General features: G+C 68.8%; 23 protein-coding genes. 14 read left to right on the top strand and 9 right to left on the bottom strand.

What is annotated here, in order from left to right; translation table 11 throughout:
• Positions 1–5: 5 nt before the first annotated feature.
• The 3 genes from VGN58_RS10945 to prmB all read right to left on the bottom strand — a co-directional run bounded on the left by VGN58_RS10945 (position 6) and on the right by prmB (position 3,203).
• On the bottom strand, positions 6–1,040 hold the full coding sequence (locus VGN58_RS10945; protein ID WP_327483264.1) for a D-glycerate dehydrogenase: 1,035 nt from the start codon (positions 1,038–1,040) through the stop codon (positions 6–8).
• Positions 1,033–2,136, bottom strand: a complete 1,104-nt coding sequence (aroC, locus tag VGN58_RS10950) for a chorismate synthase (protein WP_327483265.1) — start codon at positions 2,134–2,136, stop codon at positions 1,033–1,035. Before aroC ends, VGN58_RS10945 begins: the two co-directional genes overlap by 8 nt.
• Before the next feature lie 137 nt (positions 2,137–2,273).
• Entirely contained in the window at positions 2,274–3,203 is a 930-nt protein-coding gene (gene prmB, locus VGN58_RS10955) for a 50S ribosomal protein L3 N(5)-glutamine methyltransferase (protein ID WP_327483266.1), read from the bottom strand.
• 138 nt (positions 3,204–3,341) lie between these two features.
• Here prmB and VGN58_RS10960 point away from each other — a divergent pair, with 138 nt between their 5' ends.
• From VGN58_RS10960 to VGN58_RS10970, 3 genes are all read left to right on the top strand, one after another.
• Entirely contained in the window at positions 3,342–3,995 is a 654-nt protein-coding gene (locus VGN58_RS10960) for an SCO family protein (RefSeq protein WP_327483267.1), read from the top strand.
• Positions 3,992–4,834, top strand: coding sequence for an archaetidylserine decarboxylase (asd, locus tag VGN58_RS10965; RefSeq protein ID WP_327483268.1), 843 nt, complete (start codon positions 3,992–3,994; stop codon positions 4,832–4,834). Before VGN58_RS10960 ends, asd begins: the two co-directional genes overlap by 4 nt.
• Positions 4,835–5,362: 528 nt before the next feature.
• A complete protein-coding gene (locus tag VGN58_RS10970; RefSeq protein WP_414710818.1) occupies positions 5,363–5,641 on the top strand; it encodes a transposase in 279 nt (92 codons plus the stop codon).
• A gap of 60 nt (positions 5,642–5,701) precedes the next feature.
• Here the strand turns inward: VGN58_RS10970 and VGN58_RS10975 are convergent, their stop codons facing one another.
• Positions 5,702–7,282: a transglycosylase SLT domain-containing protein gene (locus VGN58_RS10975; protein WP_327483270.1), complete on the bottom strand. Its 1,581-nt coding sequence runs from the start codon at positions 7,280–7,282 to the stop codon at positions 5,702–5,704.
• Positions 7,283–7,417: 135 nt separating this feature from the next.
• On the opposite strand from VGN58_RS10975, the gene VGN58_RS10980 reads away from it, so the two are divergent.
• From VGN58_RS10980 to greB, 3 genes are read left to right on the top strand one after another with little or no spacing between them, the layout of a single operon-like run.
• Positions 7,418–8,920, top strand: a complete 1,503-nt coding sequence (locus VGN58_RS10980) for a helicase HerA-like domain-containing protein (protein ID WP_414710780.1) — start codon at positions 7,418–7,420, stop codon at positions 8,918–8,920.
• An 8-nt stretch (positions 8,921–8,928) separates the two neighbouring features.
• Positions 8,929–9,333 carry a copper resistance protein NlpE N-terminal domain-containing protein gene (locus VGN58_RS10985; RefSeq protein WP_327483272.1) on the top strand — a complete coding sequence of 135 codons (405 nt, stop codon included), beginning with the start codon at positions 8,929–8,931 and terminating at the stop codon, positions 9,331–9,333.
• A 1-nt stretch (position 9,334) separates the two neighbouring features.
• Positions 9,335–9,838, top strand: a complete 504-nt coding sequence (gene greB, locus VGN58_RS10990) for a transcription elongation factor GreB (RefSeq protein WP_327483273.1) — start codon at positions 9,335–9,337, stop codon at positions 9,836–9,838.
• A 4-nt stretch (positions 9,839–9,842) separates the two neighbouring features.
• On the opposite strand, the gene VGN58_RS10995 is transcribed toward greB, so the two are convergent.
• The gene (locus tag VGN58_RS10995; RefSeq protein WP_327483274.1) at positions 9,843–10,670 is read right to left on the bottom strand and encodes a DUF3025 domain-containing protein; all 828 of its coding nucleotides are present in this window, start codon (positions 10,668–10,670) and stop codon (positions 9,843–9,845) included.
• Positions 10,667–12,028: a 30S ribosomal protein S12 methylthiotransferase RimO gene (gene rimO, locus VGN58_RS11000; RefSeq protein WP_327483275.1), complete on the bottom strand. Its 1,362-nt coding sequence runs from the start codon at positions 12,026–12,028 to the stop codon at positions 10,667–10,669. The genes VGN58_RS10995 and rimO overlap by 4 nt, the downstream gene beginning before the upstream one ends.
• 132 nt (positions 12,029–12,160) lie before the next feature.
• Here rimO and VGN58_RS11005 point away from each other — a divergent pair, with 132 nt between their 5' ends.
• The 8 genes from VGN58_RS11005 to pcp are packed head-to-tail and all read left to right on the top strand — an operon-like array spanning position 12,161 to position 17,960.
• On the top strand, positions 12,161–12,820 hold the full coding sequence (locus VGN58_RS11005; RefSeq protein ID WP_327483276.1) for a dienelactone hydrolase family protein: 660 nt from the start codon (positions 12,161–12,163) through the stop codon (positions 12,818–12,820).
• Positions 12,817–13,224, top strand: a complete 408-nt coding sequence (locus VGN58_RS11010; protein ID WP_327483277.1) for an HIT family protein — start codon at positions 12,817–12,819, stop codon at positions 13,222–13,224. Before VGN58_RS11005 ends, VGN58_RS11010 begins: the two co-directional genes overlap by 4 nt.
• A complete protein-coding gene (gene pxpB, locus VGN58_RS11015) occupies positions 13,221–13,919 on the top strand; it encodes a 5-oxoprolinase subunit PxpB (protein ID WP_327483278.1) in 699 nt (232 codons plus the stop codon). The genes VGN58_RS11010 and pxpB overlap by 4 nt, the downstream gene beginning before the upstream one ends.
• Positions 13,916–14,866 (top strand): biotin-dependent carboxyltransferase family protein, encoded by a 951-nt coding sequence (locus VGN58_RS11020; protein ID WP_327483279.1) that lies wholly within the window; start codon positions 13,916–13,918, stop codon positions 14,864–14,866. Before pxpB ends, VGN58_RS11020 begins: the two co-directional genes overlap by 4 nt.
• Before the next feature lie 15 nt (positions 14,867–14,881).
• Positions 14,882–15,634 carry a 5-oxoprolinase subunit PxpA gene (locus tag VGN58_RS11025; protein WP_327483280.1) on the top strand — a complete coding sequence of 251 codons (753 nt, stop codon included), beginning with the start codon at positions 14,882–14,884 and terminating at the stop codon, positions 15,632–15,634.
• Entirely contained in the window at positions 15,631–16,332 is a 702-nt protein-coding gene (locus tag VGN58_RS11030) for a DUF969 domain-containing protein (protein ID WP_327483281.1), read from the top strand. The genes VGN58_RS11025 and VGN58_RS11030 overlap by 4 nt, the downstream gene beginning before the upstream one ends.
• The gene (locus VGN58_RS11035; RefSeq protein WP_327483282.1) at positions 16,319–17,284 is read left to right on the top strand and encodes a DUF979 domain-containing protein; all 966 of its coding nucleotides are present in this window, start codon (positions 16,319–16,321) and stop codon (positions 17,282–17,284) included. Before VGN58_RS11030 ends, VGN58_RS11035 begins: the two co-directional genes overlap by 14 nt.
• A 22-nt stretch (positions 17,285–17,306) precedes the next feature.
• Entirely contained in the window at positions 17,307–17,960 is a 654-nt protein-coding gene (gene pcp / locus VGN58_RS11040; RefSeq protein WP_327483283.1) for a pyroglutamyl-peptidase I, read from the top strand.
• A gap of 12 nt (positions 17,961–17,972) precedes the next feature.
• Here the strand turns inward: pcp and VGN58_RS11045 are convergent, their stop codons facing one another.
• From VGN58_RS11045 to apbC, 3 genes are all read right to left on the bottom strand, one after another.
• The gene (locus tag VGN58_RS11045; RefSeq protein WP_327483284.1) at positions 17,973–18,506 is read right to left on the bottom strand and encodes an RDD family protein; all 534 of its coding nucleotides are present in this window, start codon (positions 18,504–18,506) and stop codon (positions 17,973–17,975) included.
• 7 nt (positions 18,507–18,513) lie between these two features.
• A complete protein-coding gene (gene dcd, locus VGN58_RS11050; RefSeq protein WP_055943731.1) occupies positions 18,514–19,086 on the bottom strand; it encodes a dCTP deaminase in 573 nt (190 codons plus the stop codon).
• A gap of 97 nt (positions 19,087–19,183) precedes the next feature.
• Positions 19,184–20,035: an iron-sulfur cluster carrier protein ApbC gene (gene apbC / locus VGN58_RS11055; protein ID WP_327484634.1), complete on the bottom strand. Its 852-nt coding sequence runs from the start codon at positions 20,033–20,035 to the stop codon at positions 19,184–19,186.
• Between the last annotated feature and the right edge of the window lie 292 nt (positions 20,036–20,327).

Here is a 20,327-nt window from a genome sequence, read left to right on the forward strand (position 1 = left end):
GTGCCTCAGGCTCCCTGTCGTTTGGCGGTGATGGCTTTGGCGGCGGCGGACAGTACGTCCGGATTGACCGGCGTCGGCGGATGGCCGGCATCCGGGCCTTGGCCGAGCGCGGCGATCAGGTTGTCCACCGCCAGCGCGACCATCGCCCGGCGCGTGGCGAGGCTGGCGCTGGCGATATGCGGCGTCAACACCACGTTGCGCAGCGCGAGCAGTTCGGGGCGGACCGCAGGTTCGTCCTCGTAGACGTCCAGGCCGGCGGCGGCCAGGCGGCCGTTCGCCAGCGCATCGGCCAGCGCGATCTCGTCGACGAGGCCGCCGCGCGCGATGTTCACCAGCGTGGCGGTGGGCTTCATCTTCGCCAGCGCCGCCGCATCGACCAGATGGTGGACCTGCGGCGAGTACGGCAGCACCAGCATCACGTGGTCTGCCCGCGAGAACACCTCGTCGAACCTGGCGTAGTCTGCACCGCACTCCCGCTCGACGGCCTCCGGCAGGCGGCTGCGGTTGTGGTACAGCACGCGCATGTCGAAGCCGCGCGCACGCCGCGCGATGCCCTGCCCGATCCGGCCCATGCCGACGATGCCCAGCGTGCTGCCGTGCAGGTCGGCGCCGAGCAGCGTGCCGAACGACCATTGCTGCCAGTGGCCGTCGCGCAGCCAGCGCTCGGCCTCGGTGATGCGGCGCGCGGTCGCCATTAGCAGGGCGAAGCCGAAGTCGGCCGTCGTCTCGGTCAGCACGTCCGGCGTGTTGGTGGCGACGATGCCGGCCCGCGTCAGCGCGGCGACATCCAGGTTGTTGTAGCCCACGCCGACATTGGCGATGGCGCGCAGCTGCGTGGCGGCGGCGATTTCCTGCGCGCCGATCCGTTCGTTCAGCGTCACCAGCGCGCCGGCGCTGTCGCGCAGCGCGTCGGCGATGGCCTGGGGCGTGTGTTCGCTGACCGCGGCCGTCGACTGCACGTCGAAATGCGCCGCCAACCGTCCGACGATGTCGTCGAACAGCGGCTGCGACACCCAGACGCGCGGTCGCGGCTCAGCCATCGATGCTGCCGGGAACCTGCGGCGGCACGTCGCCGACATCGCCGCACTGCGCGCGATGGCGCAGCGCCTGGTCCATCAGCACCAGCGCCATCATCGCCTCGGCGATCGGCGTGGCGCGGATGCCGACGCAGGGATCGTGGCGACCGGTGGTGATGACATCGACCGTGTTGCCGTCCACGTCCACCGTGGCGCCCGGCAGGCGCAGGCTGGAGGTGGGCTTCAGCACGATGGAGGCGGTGACCTGCTGGCCGGTGGAGATGCCGCCGAGGATGCCGCCGGCATGGTTGGACAGGAAGCCGTCCGGCGTCATCAGGTCGCGATGTTCGGTGCCCTTCTGGGTGACGGCGCCGAAGCCGTCGCCGATCTCCACGCCCTTCACCGCATTGATGCTCATCAGTGCGGCGGCGAGGTCGCCGTCGAGCTTGCCGTAGATCGGTTCGCCCCAGCCGGCGGGCACGCCGTCGGCGACGACATTGACGCGCGCGCCGATGGAATCGCCCGACTTGCGCAGCGCGTCCATGTAGCTTTCCAGCGCCGGCACCTGCGCGGCGCAGGGCCAGAAGAACGGGTTGTCTTCCACCGCCTCCCAGTCGAAGCCGTCCGGCACGATCGGCCCGAGCTGCGACAGGTAGCCGCGCACGTGCACGCCGTACCGCTGCAGCAGCCACTTCTTGGCGATCACGCCGGCGGCAACGCGCACCGTGGTCTCGCGCGCGGACGAACGCCCGCCGCCGCGCGGGTCGCGGATGCCGTACTTCTGCCAGTAGGTGTAGTCGGCGTGGCCGGGACGGAACTGCCGTGCGATATCGGCGTAGTCCTTGCTGCGCTGGTCGGTGTTGCGGATCAGCAGCGCGATCGGCGTGCCGGTGGTGCGGCCTTCGTACACGCCGCTGAGGATCTCGACGTCATCGGCCTCGCGGCGGGCGGACGTGTGCCGCGACTTGCCGGTGGCGCGACGCTCCAGGTCGTGGCGGAATTCCTCGGGCGCAATTTCCAACCCCGGCGGACAGCCGTCGATCACGCAGCCGATCGCCGGCCCGTGCGATTCGCCGAACGTGGTGACCGTGAGGAGTTTTCCGAAACTGTTGCTGCTCAAGCGCCGCTCCGCGGGTGGACCTACCGGTGCCGGGCGTCGAAGGATCGCATGCCGGCCGCCCTATTGTGCAGCGCGCCAACGCCGGCCGCGACGGTTGCAGGCGCAACCGCCACGCGCACCGCGCGTGGCGCGCAGCCTCATTTTCGGGCGGCGGCGAGTTCGGTGATGCGGGCGTTGTGGCGGATCAGCTCGGCGCATTCCACCGCGAAGATGCCCATCTGCCCAACCTTGAACTCGATCCACGCGAATTCCACGTCCGGCAGCAGCTTGACCAGCGCGCGCTCGGATTCGCCGACCTCGCAGATCAGCAGGCCGTCCTGGCTCAGGTGCAGCAGCGCATCGCGCAGGATCTTCAGCACCAGATCCAGGCCGTCGTCGCCGGCGCGCAGACCGAGTTCCGGTTCGAAGGAGTACTCCTTCGGCAGCGCATCGGTCTCGTCGTTGGTGACGTAGGGCGGGTTGGTGACGATCAGGTCGTAGTGGCGACCGGTCAGCCCGGCGAACAGGTCGGACTTGAGGAACTGCACGTTGTCGGCCAGCAGGCGCGCCTTGTTCTCGGCCGACAGTGCCAGCGCGTCGTCGCTGATGTCGACGCCATCGACCTGCCAGTCGGGGTTGTAGTGGCCCATCGCGATGGCGATGCAGCCGGAGCCGGTGCACAGGTCCAGCGCGCGATTGACCTCGCGGCCGCCCAGCCAGGGCTCGAAGCCGGCCTCGATCAGCTCGGCGATCGGCGAACGCGGCACCAGCGCGCGCGCGTCGCTCTTGAAGCTCAGGCCGGCGAACCAGGCCTCGCCGGTCAGGTAGGCGACCGGGATGCGCTCGTTGACGCGGCGCTCGAACAGCGCCAGCACCTGTGCCTTTTCGGCACCCGTCACGCGCGCCTGGCCATAGGCGGGGCCCAGGTCCGGCGGCAGGTGCAGCGTGTGCAGCACCAGGTGCGAGGCCTCGTCCAGCGCGTTGTCGTAGCTGTGGCCGAAAGTCAGGCCGGCGGCGTTGAAGCGGCTGGCCCCGTAGCGGATCAGGTCGATGATGGTGTGCAGTTCGGCGGCGACGTCGGCGGTCATGGCAAGGCTTGTGAAGACGCCGGAACGGCGAAGGCCGCCGATTATAGGGGCTGCCCCGGTATCATGGCCGACTCCCGCCGCGCCCATGCGGCCCCGGCCCCGACGGCCGCGCCCCTCCATCGTGGGAATCCCCAGCGCATGTTCAACAAGAAGATCGGCCTCATCCTCGTCCTGGCGCTCGCCGCCGGCCTGGGCCTGCTGGCCGCACAGAAATTCTTCGGCCCGGTCACGCCCGCCACCGTCTGGCCGGCCACGCAGACCGTCACCCTGTTCCCGCAGACACGGCCGCTGCCGCCGTTCTCGCTGCGCCAGTCCGACGGTACCCAGCTGACCGATGGCGAGCTCAAGGGCCACTGGACGCTGGTCTTCCTGGGCTTCACCTTCTGCCCGGACGTGTGCCCGACCACGCTGGCCGAACTGGCCCAGGCGCAGGCGCAGTGGAAGGACCTGCCGGACTCCACCCGCCCGCGCGTGCTGTTCGTGTCGGTGGATCCCGAGCGCGACACGCCCACCCGCATCGGCGAGTACGCCCACGCTTTCCATCCCGACACGATGGCGGCCACGGCCGACGTTCCGACGCTGGAGAACTTCGCCAAATCACTGGGCTTCGTCTTCATGAAGGTGCCGGGCGACGGCTTCGAGCAGAACCCGAACGACTACAGCATGGACCACTCCTCGGCGATCGCCGTGCTGGATCCGCAGGGCCGGCTGGCCGGCCTGATCCGCCCGCCGTTCCAGCCCAAGGCGATCGCGACCGACATGCGCGTACTGACCGAGGCGTCGACGAAATGAGCCTGCTGACCTCGCTGACCTACGTCCTGCCACACCGCCTGCTGTCGTCGCTGGCGCGCCGGCTGGCGTACTCCACGTCGCCGGGCACCAGCCGCTGGCTGATCGACACGGTGACGAAGAAGTTCAACGTGGACCTCGGCGAGGCCGCGAATCCCGATCCGCGTTCCTATCCCAGCTTCAATGCCTTCTTCACCCGTGCGCTGAAGCCGGGCGCGCGCCTGGCCGATCCCGATCCGCGCGCGCTGCTGATGCCGGCCGACGGCCACATCAGCCAGTGCGGCCCCATCGAGGACGGCCGTATCTTCCAGGCCAAGGGCCAGTCGTTCACCGCCGCCGAACTGCTGGGCGATGCCGCTGACGCGGAGCCGTTCCGCAACGGCCTGTTCGCCACCGTCTACCTGTCGCCGCGCGACTACCACCGCGTGCACATGCCGTGGACCGGCACACTGCGCGAGACCGTGCACGTGCCCGGCCGCCTCTTCAGCGTGGGCACCGATGCGGTGGCGAACGTGCCGCGCCTGTTCGCCCGCAACGAGCGCCTGGTCTGCCACTTCGACACCGACTTCGGCCCGATGGTGTCGGTGATGGTCGGTGCGCTGCTGGTCTCCGGCGTGGAGACCGTATGGAGCGGCGAGGAGATCCCCGCCTACGGCACCGCAATCACCCGCAAGGACTACCGTGGCAAGGGCATCACGCTGGATCGGTTCGCGGAGATGGCACGGTTCAACTACGGCTCGACCGTGATCGTGCTGCTGCCGCCGGGGGTGGCGACGCTTGCACCCGAGCTGAAGGCGGAATCGCCGGTGCGATTGGGCCAGGCGCTCGCTCGACTGGATTAGGTAGCGTGCGCCATGCACACGAGTGCACGGCGCATCACAAGGCACGCATGACCGTGCATCCCATGGTCGTGCGCACAGCGCACGCTACGTGGATCATGCGTTCTCGCTCGGAACCGTAGCATGCGCCGTGCGCACGACCGCGCCACGCGCCTTGCCTGCCCGTTGAAGTGAACACCCACCTCGCACTTTATCGACGCACAATGTTAATGGCGCCGATGCTCCTCGGACCGCATCATCACCACCTGTTCTCTCCGACAGGTAGCCAAGGATGGCGACGTTCCGACGACTGTTCACGCCCGGCGCAACATGGTTCTTCACGGTCGTCGCCGCAAGACGGAGACCCCTCCTGACCAACCCACGCGTGATCTCGGCATTCGGCATGGCGATGCGCGAAGTCCGGCGAACGCTGCCGTTCTCGATGCCGGCCTGGGTCATCCTGCCGGACCACCTTCATGTGATCTGGACGCTACCGGAGGGCGATAGGACTATCCAGGGCGCTGGTCGATCATCAAGCGCAGGACATCCCAACTGGCCGAGCTACCGCCGATGGCACGCACCTGCGCGATGGTCGCGCGTCGCGAAAGCGGGCTATGGCAGCGACGCTACTGGGAACATCGGATCCGTGACCCGGATGACCTGCACCGGCATATCGACTACATCCACTTCAATCCGGTCAAGCATGGCCATGCGGACGCAGCCGCGTCGTGGCCCTATTCGAGTTTCGACCGGCACGTCCGCACGGGCACCTATCCTCCGGACTGGCGAGCCACCCAAGACACGGATACCTTCGACGCTGGCGAACGGTAGCGTGCGCCGCGCGCACGGCGGCTTGATGCAGGCATCGCGTGGTCGTGCGCACGGCGCACGCTACTTCCTGCAACTCTCCAGCTTCAGTTCCTGGCCCGGCCGCAGGGCGTATGCCGGCGCCTTGAGCCTGTTGGCCTGCGCGAGCCTCTTCAGGTCGCACTGGAAGCGCTGCGAGATGCGGCCGAGCGTGTCGCCCTTGGCCACACGGTACTCGCGCACCTGCCTGGCCTTCGGTTCGGCAGGCTTGGGGTCGCCCGTGGCGACGGTGGTCGGCACGCCCGCCACCGGCACCACGTCGCCGACGGCGACGTTGCCGGACCGTGCTCCGCGCCGGATGGACGCGGCCGGATCGGCGCTCACCAGCGTGCGGGCCAGCTCGGCGCGCGGCCCGCTGACGCAGTAGCGCGCATACAGGCTGGCGATGCGCGCATTCGCCTTGAGCGTGGTGCCGGCCGGAATCCAGGCCTCCGGCTGGTAACGCGGATTGAGGTTGCGCAACGTGCGCATGTAGCCCTCGCGCGTGCCGCCATTGCCCAGGCAGATGGTCAGCTCGTAGATCGACGCGTCGCGCGCCAGCCGCAGCGCGGTCGGCTGCGCGTTGATCTTCGGAAACTCCAGCCCGTACTGGCGCGGATGCAGGAACAGCCACGCCGCCGCGATCACCATCGGCACGTAGTCGCGCGTTTCGCCCGGGAACTGGCTGTAGACCACGTCGTCCCAGAAGCCCAGGCCGGGATTCTCCCGATAGACACGGGCCGCCCGACCCTCGCCGCCGTTGTAGGCCGCCAGCGCCAGCTCGATGTTGTTGTTGAGGCCGCGCATGCGCTCGTTCATGTATTCCGCGCTGGCCTGACCCGACGCGTACGGGTCGTAACGCGTGTCGAACCCGCTCGCATCGCGTCCCAGGCCGAAGCGCGCGCCGGTGTGGAACATGAACTGCATCGGCCCGGCCGCGCCCGCGCGCGATGTCGAATGCACGCGCCCGTTGGACTCCTTCGCCATGATGCCGAACAGCAACGCTTCCGGCAGGCCGCTGCGCTCCCATGCCGGGTACAGCTCGGCGCGCATGTTCTGGTAGTTCTCGTAGCTGTCGATCAGCGCCGGACGCATGTCGGTGAGCCAGCGGCGGATGCCTGCCTGGATCGCGGGGTTGTATTCGACCATGCGGTCGAAGGCGTGCCGCTGGTCGTTCAACAACGCGGCCGCACGTGCGGTTTCCGGAATGGGCGAGCCGGCGACGACCGCGTGATCCGTCCCGTCGTCCAGCGCGTCGATCGTTTCGCTGTCGGCGGCGCCATCCTCGCCCTGTGCATCGGCATTGCCCTTCAGCAGGCGCTTGTAGGTCGCCAGCAGGGTGGGCACCTGGCAGCCGCGCTGCTGCACGCAGGCCGCCAGCACGTCTTCCATGTCCTCCAGCGCCGCATCGCTCTCGGTGGCGCCGCGCGGATCGCTGTTGGCCACCAGCACCAGGCCGTCGCGGTAGCGCTTCTCGGCGGCCGCCATGCGCTGCTCCAGCGCGGCGGCAGCGGCGCGGTCTTTCGCGGACACGCGTTGCGCCAGCGACACCGGCGACACCAGCAGGAGGGACAGGGCGGCCGCAACGGGCCAGAAGCGCAGACAGGCAGGAACCGCAAACGACATCAGGCATGCATCCAGAGTGTGAGCCGGGAGGGTAGCCCCGCCCGCGCGCCGCGGGCAAGGCCGGGCGTCGCCTCCCGTTATGCCGGAGGCGGTTTCCAGCCGCTAGAATCCCGCCATCACCACGCGAGGTTGCACATGGATCCCATCCTGCTGGGCAAGGGCATCACGGACGACATCCCGGTCACGCTGCAGCCGAAGTTCGGCAATCGCCACGGACTGGTGGCCGGCGCCACCGGCACCGGCAAGACGGTGACGCTGATGACGCTGGCCGAAGGCTTCTCGCGCATGGGCGTGCCGGTGTTCCTGGCCGACGTGAAGGGCGACGTGGCCGGGCTCGCGGTCGCGGGCGATGGCAGCGAACGTGTCCTGCAGCGCGCGAAGGACATCGGCATTGCCGACTACGCGCCGGGTGCGAATCCGGTCATCTTCTGGGACCTCTACGGCAAGCTCGGCCACCCGGTCCGCACCACCGTCAGCGAGATGGGCCCCACCCTGCTCTCGCGCATCCTGGAATTGAACGACACCCAGAGCGGCGTGCTGGACATCGTGTTCAAGCTCGCCGACGACCGTGGCCTGCTGCTCCTCGACCTGGAAGACCTGCGCGCCCTGCTGGGCCTGGTCGCCGCCGAGCGCAAGGACATCTCCACCAGCTACGGCCTGGTAAGCACGCAGTCGGTGGGCGCCATCCAGCGCGCGCTGCTGCGGCTGGAACAGGAAGGCGGCGAGAGGTTCTTCGGCGAACCGGCGCTGGAACTGACCGACCTGATGCGCACGAACACCGACGGGCGCGGCGTCATCGGCATCCTCGCCGCCGATCAGCTGATCCTCAAGCCGCGCCTGTACTCCAGCTTCCTGCTGTGGCTGCTGTCGGAACTGTTCGAGACGTTGCCGGAAGTGGGCGACCTGGACAAACCGAAGCTGGTCTTCGTGTTCGACGAAGCGCACCTGCTGTTCGACGACGCCCCGCCGGCCCTGCAGCAGCGCATCGAACAGGTCGTGCGCCTGATCCGCTCCAAGGGCGTGGGTGTGTATTTCTGTTCGCAGTTCCCCGACGACGTGCCGGACAACATCCTCGGCCAGTTGGGCAACCGCGTGCAGCACGCCCTGCGCGCGTTCACGCCGCGCGACCAGAAGGCGGTGAAGACCGCGGCACAGACCTTCGTGCCGAACCCGAAGCTGGACGTGGCGCAGGCCATCTCCACGCTGGGCACCGGCGAAGCGCTGGTGTCGACGCTGCAGGACAAGGGCATTCCCTCACCGGTGCAGCAGACGCTGGTGTCGCCGCCGCGCTGCCGCATGGGTGCCATCAATGAAGGCGAACGCCAGCAGGTGCGCAATGGCAGCCCGGTCGGTGGCAAGTACGACACCGCCGTAAACCGCGAATCGGCGGCGGAAATGCTGGCCAGGCGCGCCGAAACGGCCGTGCAGGCCGCGAACTCGCCGGCCGCGAAGACCGAGAAGGACGATCCCGATGCCGGCGGCTTCGGCCAGTCGGTGAAGGATGCCGTGTTCGGCACCAAGCGCCGCCAGGGCATGATCGAGACGATGGCCAAGCAGACCACGCGCACCATCGGCACCAAGCTGGGCAACCAGATCGTGCGCGGCATCCTGGGCAGCATCTTCGGCGGACGGCGCTGATCGCACCGATGAATTGGCTGTCCGCACTCCCGGCCTGCTCGATGTCGCTCGCCGTCACGGCCGCCAATCCGACACCCGCGACCTTCGCTGGCCAGTTCTTCGGCAGCGTGGCGGACCACGCCTGCGCCTCGCAGGATGCATTGCTGTCGCTGCAAGCCGATGGACACTACGCGCTGCAGATGCATTGCCAGGATGACCTGCAGGCGACGCCGGCGAGCCGGGGACGCTGGTCGGTGACCTGGAACGGCACCTGCGTCCAGCTCACGCCCGACAGCCCTTCGGCGCGGCCACTGGAATTCGCGATCCACGACGATGACCTGCTGGTGCAGACCACCGGCAGCTGCATCGAACCGGTCGAAGACCCGCGTGGCCGCACGCTGCGTCGCGCGGTCGACGGCAGCGGACACGACTGAGATGTCCCGCTGGCGCCCGCCGGGCGAGAAGAGCACGGCGCTGATCACCCGCGAAGGCCATGATCGCCTGAAGGCGGAACTGGACGACCTGTGGCGCGTGCGCCGTCCCGAGGTGGTCAAGGCGCTGGCGGCGGCCGCAGCCGAAGGCGACCGCTCGGAGAACGCGGAGTACACCTACCGCAAGAAGCAGCTCGGCGAGATCGACCGCCGCGTGCGCTACCTGAGCAAGCGGCTGGAAGTGCTGCGCGTGGTCGACACCGCGCCCAGCGATCCGGACGCCGTATTCTTCGGCGCCATGGTGGAGCTGGAGAACGTCGCCAGCGGCGAAACCTCGCGCTACCGGATCGTCGGTCCCGACGAGACCGACGCGGTGCGCGGCTGGATCAGCATCGATTCGCCGCTGGCCCGTGCGCTGCTGAAGAAGCGCATCGATGACGAATTCGCCGTGCAACTGCCCGTTGGTGTCACCCGTTTCGTTCTGGTGGACGTCCGCTACGCTGGCTGATCCTTTACAGCGGTCGCGGATACACGCGGCCCTCACGCAGCGGTCGGAAGTAGTCCTCCTGCGCATAGAACGCGGCGACCTGATCCGCGTGCCATCCGCGAATGCCGGCCAGTGGCAGGGGGCGCAGTTCCGATGGCGCAATCAGCGCCTCGCCTGCTGAAATCGCTTCGGTCACGCGCGCGACAGCGTTGCTCGCATCGCCCTGCACCACCAGGCACTTGCCGACCAGCAGGCGCCCCGGCACCAGCATCTGCTCCATCAGTGCATGCCCCACCACGGCCGCGACGCTGATGCCGCCTTCGCGCCAGCGATCGGCGTTCGCAAGGAACAATGTCGTCCAGTCGTGCCGGTCCCACGGATCCAGCAGCGACGCGTCGCGCACCTGCACGACGATGCCGCTCTCATCGAACTGGGTCAGCGCCTGCTGTGCGGGACTCCGCTCACGTGTCCCGATCCGGTCGATATGCCGGCACTGCTGCCGGTTGAGCGCCTGCTTGAGTGCCGGATGGCGCATCCAGACCATCGCATTGAACAGGTCGTGCCAGTTCTCCGCACGCGTGGCGATGCGCCCCTGTGCGATGCGGGTCTCGTAGTGAACGCCATCGGCCAGCAAGGCCGCGTCCTGCTCCGCAAACCGCGGGCCGGATAGCGGCATCCGCGTATTGAGGGCGTCGATCCCGGGCCAGTGCGAGGCCGTCAGCAGGTCGAGATATTCGCCATAACCGTCGAACAGCGGATGCCGGAAGCATGCGGCCTCCACCTGTCCACGCAGGGGGGCGACGAAACGACGCCGGCTGTTGCCGGCGTGGGCGGCCGTCGCAGCCGCGGTCACAGCACCTTGAGATCGAGCGGGGCGCCCGCCGTGCCGACGATGGCATCGCCGATCAGGTCGTGCTCGTCGCTCTCGGTGATTTCCACGTCGACGAACTGGCCGACGCGCAGGCCCAGCTCGCCGCCGTTCTGGATATGGACCAGACCATCGATCTCCGGCGCATCGGCCTTGGAACGCGCCACGGCGATATCGTCCTCGATCAGGTCCACCAGGCACTGCTGCACGGTGCCGATCTTCGCTTCCAGGCGCGCGGCGGAGATCCCGGCCTGCTTTTCCATGAAGCGCGCCAGGCGCTCCTGCTTCACTTCCTCCGGCACCGGGTCCGGCAGCAGGTTGGCCGCCGCGCCCTCGACCGGCGAATAGGCGAACGCGCCCACACGATCCAGTTGCGCCTCGTCGAGGAACTGCAGCAGCTCCTCGAATTCCTGGTCGGTCTCGCCGGGGAAGCCGACGATGAAGGTCGAACGCAGGGTGATGTCCGGACAGATCGAACGCCAGCGCTTCACCCGTTCCAGCGTCTTGTCGACCGCACCGGGACGCTTCATCAGCTTGAGGATGCGCGGGCTGGCGTGCTGGAACGGGATGTCCAGGTACGGCAGCACCTTGTTCTCCGCCATCAGCGGGACGATGTCGTCGACGTGCGGATACGGGTACACGTAATGCAGGCGCACCCACGCATCGAGTTCGCCCAGGCCTTCGCACAGCGCCTTCATCCGGGTCTCGTAGGCCTTGCCGCGCCATTCGCGTTCGGCGTACTTAACGTCCACGCCGTAGGCCGACGTGTCCTGCGAGACCACCAGCAGCTCCTTCACGCCGCCGCGCACCAGGCGCTCGGCCTCGCGCAGCACGTCGTCGACGGGACGCGAGACCAGGTCGCCGCGCATCGACGGGATGATGCAGAAGCTGCAGCGGTGGTTGCAGCCCTCGGAAATCTTCAGGTACGCGTAGTGGCGCGGGGTCAGCTTGATGCCGTAGTCCGGCACCAGGTCGACGAACGGATCGTGCTTCGGCGGCAGCGCTTCATGCAGCGCTTCCATCACGCTCTGGTAGTCCTGCGGGCCGCTGATCGCCAGCACGTCCGGATACTGCTCGCGGATCTGCTCCGGACGCTTGCCCAGGCAGCCGGTGACGATGACCTTGCCGTTGGCGTTCATCGCCTCGCCGATGGCATCCAGCGACTCGGCCACCGCCGAATCGATGAAGCCGCAGGTGTTCACCACCACCACGTCCGCCGCGTCGTAGGTCGGCACGATGTCGTATCCCTCCACGCGCAGCTGGGTCAGGATGCGCTCGGAATCGACCAGGGCCTTCGGGCAGCCGAGGCTGACGAAGCCGACTTTGGGGTTCTGCAGGGACATGGAGACGGTACGGCGGCGGCGTGTACGGGGCGCGGATTATAGCCCTCCGCCCCCTGCCCCACCCGGCGGTCGTTCAGCCGGGCGGTCCGCTGCGCATACACTGGCGGCTGTCTTCCCCCGGAAATCCTGCCGATGGGCCACTGGATCCAGATCGACACGCCGCAGGGCCGCATCGGTGCTTGGCGCGCGGATCCCGCCGATGCACCCCGAGGCGCGCTGGTGATCGTGCAGGAGATCTTCGGCGTGAACGCGCATATCCGCAGCGTGGCGGAGGGCTTCGCCATCGACGGCTATGTGGCCCTGGCGCCGGCCTACTTCGACGTCATCGAGCCGCGCGTCGAACTGGGTTATGACGACAGCGGCTTCGCACTCGGCCGCGACCTGATCACGCGGTTGGGCCTGGAGGCCGCCGTGGACATCACCGCCGGTGCGGCGGATGCCGTGGCCGGCGCGGGCAAGGTCGGCTGCGTGGGGTACTGCTGGGGCGGCACCGTGGCGCTGCTGGCGGCCATGCGGCTGGGCCTGCCGTCCGTCAGCTACTACGGCGCGCGCAATGCGCCGTTCCTGACCGAAACGCCGCTGGCGCCGTTGATGTTCCACTTCGGCGAACGCGATGCCTCGATCCCGCCGAAGATGGTGCAGCAGCACCGCGACCTGCTGCCGCAGATGGAGGTCTTCAGCTACCCGGCCGGCCACGGCTTCAACTGCGACCTGCGCGCGGACTACGATCCTTCCAGCGCGCGGCTGGCGCGCGAGCGCACGCTCGACTTCTTCCACCGGAACCTCGCATGACCGACTTCCTGCTCGACCCACGGCTGGCCACCGACAGTGCGTTCATTGCCGACGGCCCGCTCTCGCAGGTGCGGTTGATGGACGACACCCGCTATCCGTGGCTGGTCCTGGTGCCGCGCGTGAATGGCGTCAGCGAGTGGCTCGAGCTGGACGGCGGCCAGCAGCGCCTGCTGCTGGCGGAGATCAACCGGGCCGGCCAGCTGATCCGTTCGCAGCCCGGCGTGGAGAAACTCAACATCGGCGCGCTCGGCAACATCGTGCGCCAGCTGCACGTGCATCTGGTCGGCCGTCATGACGGGGATGCCGCGTGGCCGGGACCGGTCTGGGGCCATGGCAGCGCGGTCCGGCGTGCGCCGGACCAGCTGACGGCCGAGATCGACCGTTGGCGCCAGCGGCTGGCATGAGCGCGCCGCAGTTCGAAGTGCTTGGCGATGATGCACTGCTGGTGCGCTTGGGCGAGCGCATCGATGCGGACACCAACCTGCGGGTGCACCGGCTGGCGGCACGACTGCGCGACCTGGCCCCGCGCTGGCTGCGCGACCTGGTGCCGGCCTATGCCAGCCTCGCGGTGTTCTTCGACGTCGGACTGGGGCAGGACAACGATCCCCATGCCGTCGTCCGCAACGCCATCGAAGCCCTGCTTGCGGATGCCTCGTCGCGACCCATCGGCGATCACGCGCTGCACGAGATTCCCGTGTGCTACGGCGGGGAGTACGGCGAGGACCTCGCCGTGGCGGCGCAGACGCTGGGGTTCGATTCGGCGTCGCTGATCGCGCGCCACAGTGCGCCCGTCTACACGGTGGCGATGATCGGCTTCGCACCGGGCTTTCCCTATCTGCTCGGGCTGGATCCTGCGCTGGCGCTGCCGCGTCTGGCGACGCCGCGTACGCGGGTGCCGGCGGGTTCGGTCGCCATCGGCGGCGCCCAGGCGGGCCTCTATCCCCACGAAAGTCCGGGTGGATGGCATGTGGTGGGACGGACGCCCTGGGTGCTGTTCGATGCTGAGCGCACACAACCCGCCTTGCTGCAGCCCGGCGACCGCGTGCGATTCGTGCCGATCGACGAAGCCACCTTCCATCGCATGGCCGCCTCGCCATGAGCGCGTGGCAGGTACTGTCGCCAGGCGCGCAGACCACCGTACAGGACCAGGGTCGCCATGGCGTGCGCCATCTGGGCGTGGCGCGCGCGGGCGCGATGGATCCCGTGGCGCTGGCGATGGCGAACCGCCTAGTCGGCAATGACGAGGGCGACGCCGGGCTGGAAATCGCGCTGCAGGGCCCGCGCCTGCGATTGCCGGGCGCCTGCCGCATCGCGCTGACCGGCGCGACGCTGCCGGCCTGGTGGAACGAGGTGCCGTTGCCGATGGGCCGGCCGGTGGACCTGCCTGCGGGCGACCTGCGACTGGGCGCGCCGCGCGACGGCCTGCGCAGCTGGCTTGCCGTGTCGGGCGGGTTCGACACGCCCGTCGTGCTGGGCAGCCGAAGCACCGACCTGCGCGGCGGCTTCGGCGGACACGAAGGTCGGGCGCTGCGCGCGGACGACCGGCTGCCGCTCGGCAACGGGCGCGCCGGTACGCGTTCGCGCACACCCACGTTTCCGTCGTGGTGGATCGACGTGGACGATCCGTGGACGGCAGACCGGCATGTCCTGCGCTACGTTCCTTCATCGCATCCTTCGGCACCCGCGCTGTCGGCACACGGCTGGCGTACGCATGCCGACAGCAACCGGCAGGGCCTGCGACTGACCGGCACCGCGCTTCCGTCGGCGGCGGCGGATGGCGTCTCGGAACCGGTCGCCGTGGGTACGCTGCAGCTGCCACCGGACGGTCAACCGATCCTGCTGCTGGCCGATGCGCAGACCGTAGGCGGCTACCCCCGCCTGGGCCACGTGATCGGCTGCGATCTCGGCCGCGCGGCACAGCTGCGTCCGGGGGAACCGGTGCATTTCGAGCCGGTCACGCTCGAACAGGCACGCCTCCTGGCACGGCAACATGCGCATCGTCTGGCCAGGGTGCGCCTCGCCATCGCGCAACGCCTGCAGGCCTGAGGTAGGCTCGGGACCATGCGCACCATCGACTTCAACTGCGATCTGGGCGAAGACTGCGGCGACGATGCCGCGATCGTTCCCTACCTCAGTTCGGCCAGCATCGCCTGCGGTTTCCACTCCGGCTCGCCGGAGACCATGCGCCGCACCGTCGCGCTGTGCGTAGCGTACGGCGTGGCGATCGGCGCGCATCCGTCGCACGCGGACCGGGAGTACTTCGGTCGGGTCGCACATGCGATCACGCCGGAAGACGCGTACGCGCTGACGCTGTACCAGATCGGTGCGCTGGACGGGTTCGTCCGCGCCGCTGGCGAACGCTTGCATCACGTCAAACCGCATGGCGCGCTCTACAACCAGGCGGCACGCGATCCCGGCCTGGCGGACGCCATCGCGCGCGCGGTACGCGACCACGATGCGGGGCTGGTGCTCTACGGCCTGTCGGGCAGCGCATTGACCGCCGCCGGGGAGCGACTCGGCCTGCGGGTCGCCTACGAAGCCTTCGCCGAACGCCGCTACGAAGGCGACGGTACGCTGACGCCGCGGACCCACAGCGACGCCAGCATCGAGGATCTGCCGACCGCCGCCGCGCAGGTCGCGCGGCTGCTCGAGGACGGCGCCGTGGTCGCGCGTACGGGCGAAACGGTGCCGCTGCGTGCGGACAGCATCTGCCTGCATGGCGACCGGCCCGACGCTGCCGCGTTCGCGCGCGGACTCCGCGAAACCATCGAAGCGGCAGGATTCGCCATCCGCACCATGGAGCGTCGCACATGAGTTACTGGCCGTTGCTGGGCATCGCCGTGGTGGTGGTGGGCTTCGTGCTGCGCTTCAATCCGGTGATCGTGGTGGTCGGGGCCGGCCTGGTCAGCGGCCTGGCGGCCGGGAAGTCGATTCCCGACCTGCTCGCACTGCTGGGCGAGAGCTTCGTGTCCAATCGCGCCCTGCTGATGTTCGCGCTGACGCTGCCGACCATCGGCCTGCTGGAACGTGCCGGCCTGCGCGAACACGCGCTGCGCTGGATCGAACGGTTGCGCGGGCTGACGGTCTCGCGCCTGCTCGCCGGTTACCTGCTGGTTCGCCAGGGACTGAGCATGGTGGGCCTGATCGACATCGCCGGCCACGCGCAGACCGTGCGTCCATTGCTCGCGCCGATGGCGGAGTCGGCGGCGGGCAAGACGCGCGGGCCGTTGTCGCGGGAAGAAGCGCAGTGCGTGCATGCGATGTCGGCGGCGACCGACAACATCGGGCGCTTCTTCGGCGAAGACGTGTTTCTCGCGTTCGGCGCGGTGCTGCTGATCCAGGGCTTCTATGCCCAGCACGGCATCCTGCTGGAGCCGCTGCAGATCGCGCTGTGGGCGCTGCCGACCGCGATCGCCGCCTTCCTCATCCACGCCGTACGCATCGTGCTGTTCCAGCGTCGGCTCGACCGTGCCGCACCTGCTGCGGAGGAACGGGTCGATGCTGTCGATTGAGCATTTCTACTGGGTGCTCGCGGCGTTCCTGGCCTACGCCGGCTGGCGCAACCTGCGTCAGCGGCGCTATGCGCACGCCGCCTTCTGGAGCCTGATCGGCGTGCTGTTCGCGGGCGGCGATGCGGTGCTGCGCGCAAGCAAGGCCGGCGACGCGCTGCCGGCGCAGCTGGCCGGCGGCGCGGTGCTGGTATTGGCGCTGCTGGCCACGCGCATGCGCCGCGAACCCCTGGACGAGGCGCCCGCATCGGAGCGTCTGGCATCCGCGCTGCGTCTGGGCCAACGGCTGTTCCTGCCGGCCCTGCTGATCCCGGCGCTGACCATCACCGTCGTGCTTGCCGGGCCGCATCTGGTCGTCGGCGATACGCCCCTGTTCGCGCCTACCGGCATGACACTGGTGGGCCTGGCGCTGGCCTGCGTGATCTCGGCCGTGGCGGCGATCGCGGTGACGCGGCAACCGCCGCTGCGGGCCGCCGATGAAGGGCGACGCCTGCTCGACACGATGGGCTGGGCGGCGCTGCTGCCGCTGGTGCTGGCGACGCTGGGCGGCGTGTTCGCCGCCAGCGGCGTGGGCGAAGCGGTGGCATCGCTGGTGTCGATGGTGATCCCCGCCGACAACCGCATGGCCTGCCTGCTCGCCTTCGCGCTGGGCATGGTGGTGTTCACCGTCATCATGGGTAACGCGTTCGCGGCGTTTCCGGTGATGATGGCCGGCATCGGCCTGCCGCTGCTGGTGCAGCGCCACGGCGCCGACCCGGCCAGCCTCGGCGCCATCGGCATGCTGACCGGTTACTGCGGCACCCTGCTCACGCCGATGGCGGCGAACTTCAACATCGTGCCGGCGGTGCTGCTGGAACTGGACGACCAGTACGGCGTCATCCGCGCGCAGGCGGCGACCGGCTTGTGGCTGATGGGCACCAATGTGCTGCTGATGGCGTGGCTGTGCTTCCGTTGATGCCGCTTCCACGAGACTTGCCATGCCGACGACGCGCTCCGTCCTTCTGACCGGCTTCCAGCCTTTCGGTGGCGAACAGATCAATCCCAGCTGGCAGGCCGTGTCCGCGCTGCAGGATGCGCGCATCGCCGGACACCGTGTAGTGGCGCGCGAGCTGCCCGTGATCTTCGGTGATTCCCTCAAGACGCTGCGCGCCGCGCTCCGGGAGGTCAAGCCTTCGATGGTGATCTGCGTCGGCCAGGCTGGGGGCCGTGCGCAACTCTCGCTGGAGCGCGTGGCGATCAATGTCGACGACGCCCGCATTCCCGACAATCGCGGCCGGCAACCGGTGGATCTGCCGGTGGTCGACGACGGACCGGCGGCCTACTTTTCCACGCTGCCGATCAAGGCGATGCTCCGGGCGCTGCGCGGCGCCGGCATTCCTGCCGAAATTTCGCAGACCGCCGGCACCTACGTGTGCAACCACGTGTTCTACGGGCTGATGCACGCGCTACGCGCGCGACGCGGCGTACGGGCCGGCTTCATCCACATTCCCTACTCGCCCGCGCAGGCGGCGTTGCATCCGGGCGCGCCATGCCTGGCGATCGAGACGGTGACCGCAGCGCTGCGACTGGCCGTGCAGCTGGCACTGGAAACGCCGTCGGACATCCGGATGGCGGCCGGCGCCGAGCATTGAGGCTGCACATGCTCAACGCGCCATCGCAACCCGCGTGCCGGCCACCCAGTCGTGCAGGCAGCGTCGCTGGCGTCCGAAGATGGTGAAAGGATCGAGCATGACCAGGACCACGCCATAGGGCACCAGCGGCAGCAGCCACAGCGGCAACTCGCGCGCCAGCACGATGCGCGGAAACTCCGCACGAGCACCGTGCGAACGCACGATGCGGACGCCCATGACGAGCTTGCCCAGTGTCTGCTGACGCCGGTAGAGGAGACTGCCCTGCAGCAGCAACCAGACGCCGAATCCCACGCCGTAGTCCGGGAGCGATGCCGACGCGCCCAGGGCGTCGAGCAGGTCACGTGCAAAGTCGCCGGTCGGCATCTGTTCCGGCAGGCGGTAGCCCGTGACCGCCTCGGCGGCCAGCATCCAGAGCGCCGTCAGCAGGACCGTATCCAGCAGGAAGGCCACCAGACGCCGTCCGCGCGTGGCCGGTACGAACGGCATCGGCGCCTCTTCCACCATCTCGGCGGCCGGCGCCTGATACGGGTTCTCGGACGCGGTCAAGGCCGCATCAGGTCCGCGGCAGCGTCACACCGGTCTGACCCTGGTACTTGCCGCCGCGATCCTTGTAGCTGGTTTCGCAGACATCATCGGCATCGGACTGGAAGAACAGCATCTGCGCCACGCCCTCGTTGGCGTAGATGCGCGCCGGCAGCGGCGTGGTGTTGCTGAATTCCAGCGTCACGTGGCCTTCCCATTCCGGCTCCAGCGGGGTGACGTTGACGATGATGCCGCAGCGCGCGTACGTGCTCTTGCCCAGGCAGACCACCAGCGTATCGCGCGGGATGCGGAAGAACTCCACCGTGCGCGCCAGCGCGAAGCTGTTCGGCGGGATGATGCATTCGTCCGCCTCGATGTCCACGAAGCTCTTCGGGTCGAAGTGCTTGGGGTCGACGATGGTGGAGTTGATGTTGGTGAACACCTTGAACTCGCGCGAGCAGCGCACGTCGTAGCCATAACTGGAGGTGCCATAGCTGACGATGCGCTGGCCGTTGACCTGCTTGACCTGTCCCGGCTCGAACGGCTCGATCATGCCCTGCTGCTCGGCCATGCGGCGGATCCAACGGTCGCTCTTGATGCTCATGCAAATCCTGGTCTGGTGGGGCGAAGGCCGCGCGGAGGGCGCGCGGCAGGCAGGGAATTGTAGGGCGGGCCCCCGCCCGCCGTCTTCGACTGGCCGGTCAGACCAGCGATGACGCGATGGGCAGGGACGCCCGCGGCCGCTGGGCCAGCGTCGCCGCCATCACCCGTGCGGTCTGCCGGTAGGCCTGCGCCACCGCCGAATCGGGCGCGGCCACCACGACCGGCTGGCCGGCATCCCCCTGCTCGCGGATGGCGATGTCCAGCGGCAGCGAGCCCAGCAACGGCACCCCGTACTGCGCCGCCATCCGTTCGCCGCCGCCCTGGCCGAACAGGTGCTCGACATGGCCGCAATTGGAGCAGGTGTGCACCGCCATGTTCTCGACGATGCCCAGCACCGGCACCTCGACCTTCTCGAACATCTTCAGCGCCTTCTTCGCATCCAGCGTGGCGATGTCCTGCGGGGTGGTGACGATGACCGCGCCGGCGACCGGGATCTTCTGCGCCAGCGTCAGCTGGATGTCGCCCGTGCCCGGCGGCAGGTCGACCAGCAGGTAGTCCAGGTCGCCCCACAGCGTATCGGTGAACAGTTGCATCAGCGCCGAGGTCGCCATCGGCCCCCGCCAGATCATCGGCGTGTCCGGATCGACCAGGAACCCGATCGACATGGCCTCCACGCCGAATGCGCGCATCGGTTCGATCGACTTGTTGTCGTGGCTCTCCGGCCGCCCCGACAGGCCCAGCATGGCCGGCACGCTGGGACCGTAGACGTCGGCATCCAGCACCCCCACCCGCGCGCCCTCGGCCGCCAGCGCCAGCGCCAGGTTCACCGAGGTGGTCGACTTCCCCACCCCACCCTTGCCGGAGCCGACCGCGATGACGTTGCGGATACGGGGATGGGGGGACAGGGCGCCCTGGACGGCGTGGGAGGCGATGCGTGGCGCCAGGGACAGAGAGGCTAGCCGCTGGCCGTGTGCCGCCAGAACCGCCGCTACGCTTCGTTCGATCTCCCCGCGAAGCCCCTCCAGCGGAAACCCGGCCCGCAGCGAAACCTCGACGCCCGACAGGACCGGCGAGGCCGTCCAGGACATGCCGCCGTTCAGGTTTGCCGGCAATCCCGGGAGATGAATGTGAGACAGGTATTCCAGTTCCAAATCGACTCCGGGCAATTTTTGTGATGATTGTCACGATTCAAGTGGTAACGTCTGTAACATGTTTTCGTGCTATGGGCATGGGCGTTAATCC

Source organism: Pseudoxanthomonas sp. (assembly GCF_035999195.1).
Taxonomy (GTDB): Bacteria; Pseudomonadota; Gammaproteobacteria; order Xanthomonadales; family Xanthomonadaceae; genus Pseudoxanthomonas_A.

Excerpts from the sequence above, each read along its gene's own strand:
- VGN58_RS10945 (WP_327483264.1), bottom strand. The coding sequence starts at position 1,040 with ATGGCTGAGCCGCGACCGCGCGTCTGGGTGTCGCAGCCGCTGTTCGAC.
- pxpB (WP_327483278.1), top strand. The coding sequence starts at position 13,221 with ATGAGCGCGCCGCAGTTCGAAGTGCTTGGCGATGATGCACTGCTGGTG.
- greB (WP_327483273.1), top strand. The coding sequence starts at position 9,335 with ATGTCCCGCTGGCGCCCGCCGGGCGAGAAGAGCACGGCGCTGATCACC.
- VGN58_RS11005 (WP_327483276.1), top strand. The coding sequence starts at position 12,161 with ATGGGCCACTGGATCCAGATCGACACGCCGCAGGGCCGCATCGGTGCT.
- VGN58_RS11010 (WP_327483277.1), top strand. The coding sequence starts at position 12,817 with ATGACCGACTTCCTGCTCGACCCACGGCTGGCCACCGACAGTGCGTTC.
- prmB (WP_327483266.1), bottom strand. The coding sequence starts at position 3,203 with ATGACCGCCGACGTCGCCGCCGAACTGCACACCATCATCGACCTGATC.
- VGN58_RS11030 (WP_327483281.1), top strand. The coding sequence starts at position 15,631 with ATGAGTTACTGGCCGTTGCTGGGCATCGCCGTGGTGGTGGTGGGCTTC.
- VGN58_RS10980 (WP_414710780.1), top strand. The coding sequence starts at position 7,418 with ATGGATCCCATCCTGCTGGGCAAGGGCATCACGGACGACATCCCGGTC.
- VGN58_RS10960 (WP_327483267.1), top strand. The coding sequence starts at position 3,342 with ATGTTCAACAAGAAGATCGGCCTCATCCTCGTCCTGGCGCTCGCCGCC.
- VGN58_RS10975 (WP_327483270.1), bottom strand. The coding sequence starts at position 7,282 with ATGTCGTTTGCGGTTCCTGCCTGTCTGCGCTTCTGGCCCGTTGCGGCC.
- VGN58_RS11035 (WP_327483282.1), top strand. The coding sequence starts at position 16,319 with ATGCTGTCGATTGAGCATTTCTACTGGGTGCTCGCGGCGTTCCTGGCC.
- pcp (WP_327483283.1), top strand. The coding sequence starts at position 17,307 with ATGCCGACGACGCGCTCCGTCCTTCTGACCGGCTTCCAGCCTTTCGGT.
- VGN58_RS10985 (WP_327483272.1), top strand. The coding sequence starts at position 8,929 with ATGAATTGGCTGTCCGCACTCCCGGCCTGCTCGATGTCGCTCGCCGTC.
- asd (WP_327483268.1), top strand. The coding sequence starts at position 3,992 with ATGAGCCTGCTGACCTCGCTGACCTACGTCCTGCCACACCGCCTGCTG.
- VGN58_RS11025 (WP_327483280.1), top strand. The coding sequence starts at position 14,882 with ATGCGCACCATCGACTTCAACTGCGATCTGGGCGAAGACTGCGGCGAC.
- dcd (WP_055943731.1), bottom strand. The coding sequence starts at position 19,086 with ATGAGCATCAAGAGCGACCGTTGGATCCGCCGCATGGCCGAGCAGCAG.
- rimO (WP_327483275.1), bottom strand. The coding sequence starts at position 12,028 with ATGTCCCTGCAGAACCCCAAAGTCGGCTTCGTCAGCCTCGGCTGCCCG.
- VGN58_RS11020 (WP_327483279.1), top strand. The coding sequence starts at position 13,916 with ATGAGCGCGTGGCAGGTACTGTCGCCAGGCGCGCAGACCACCGTACAG.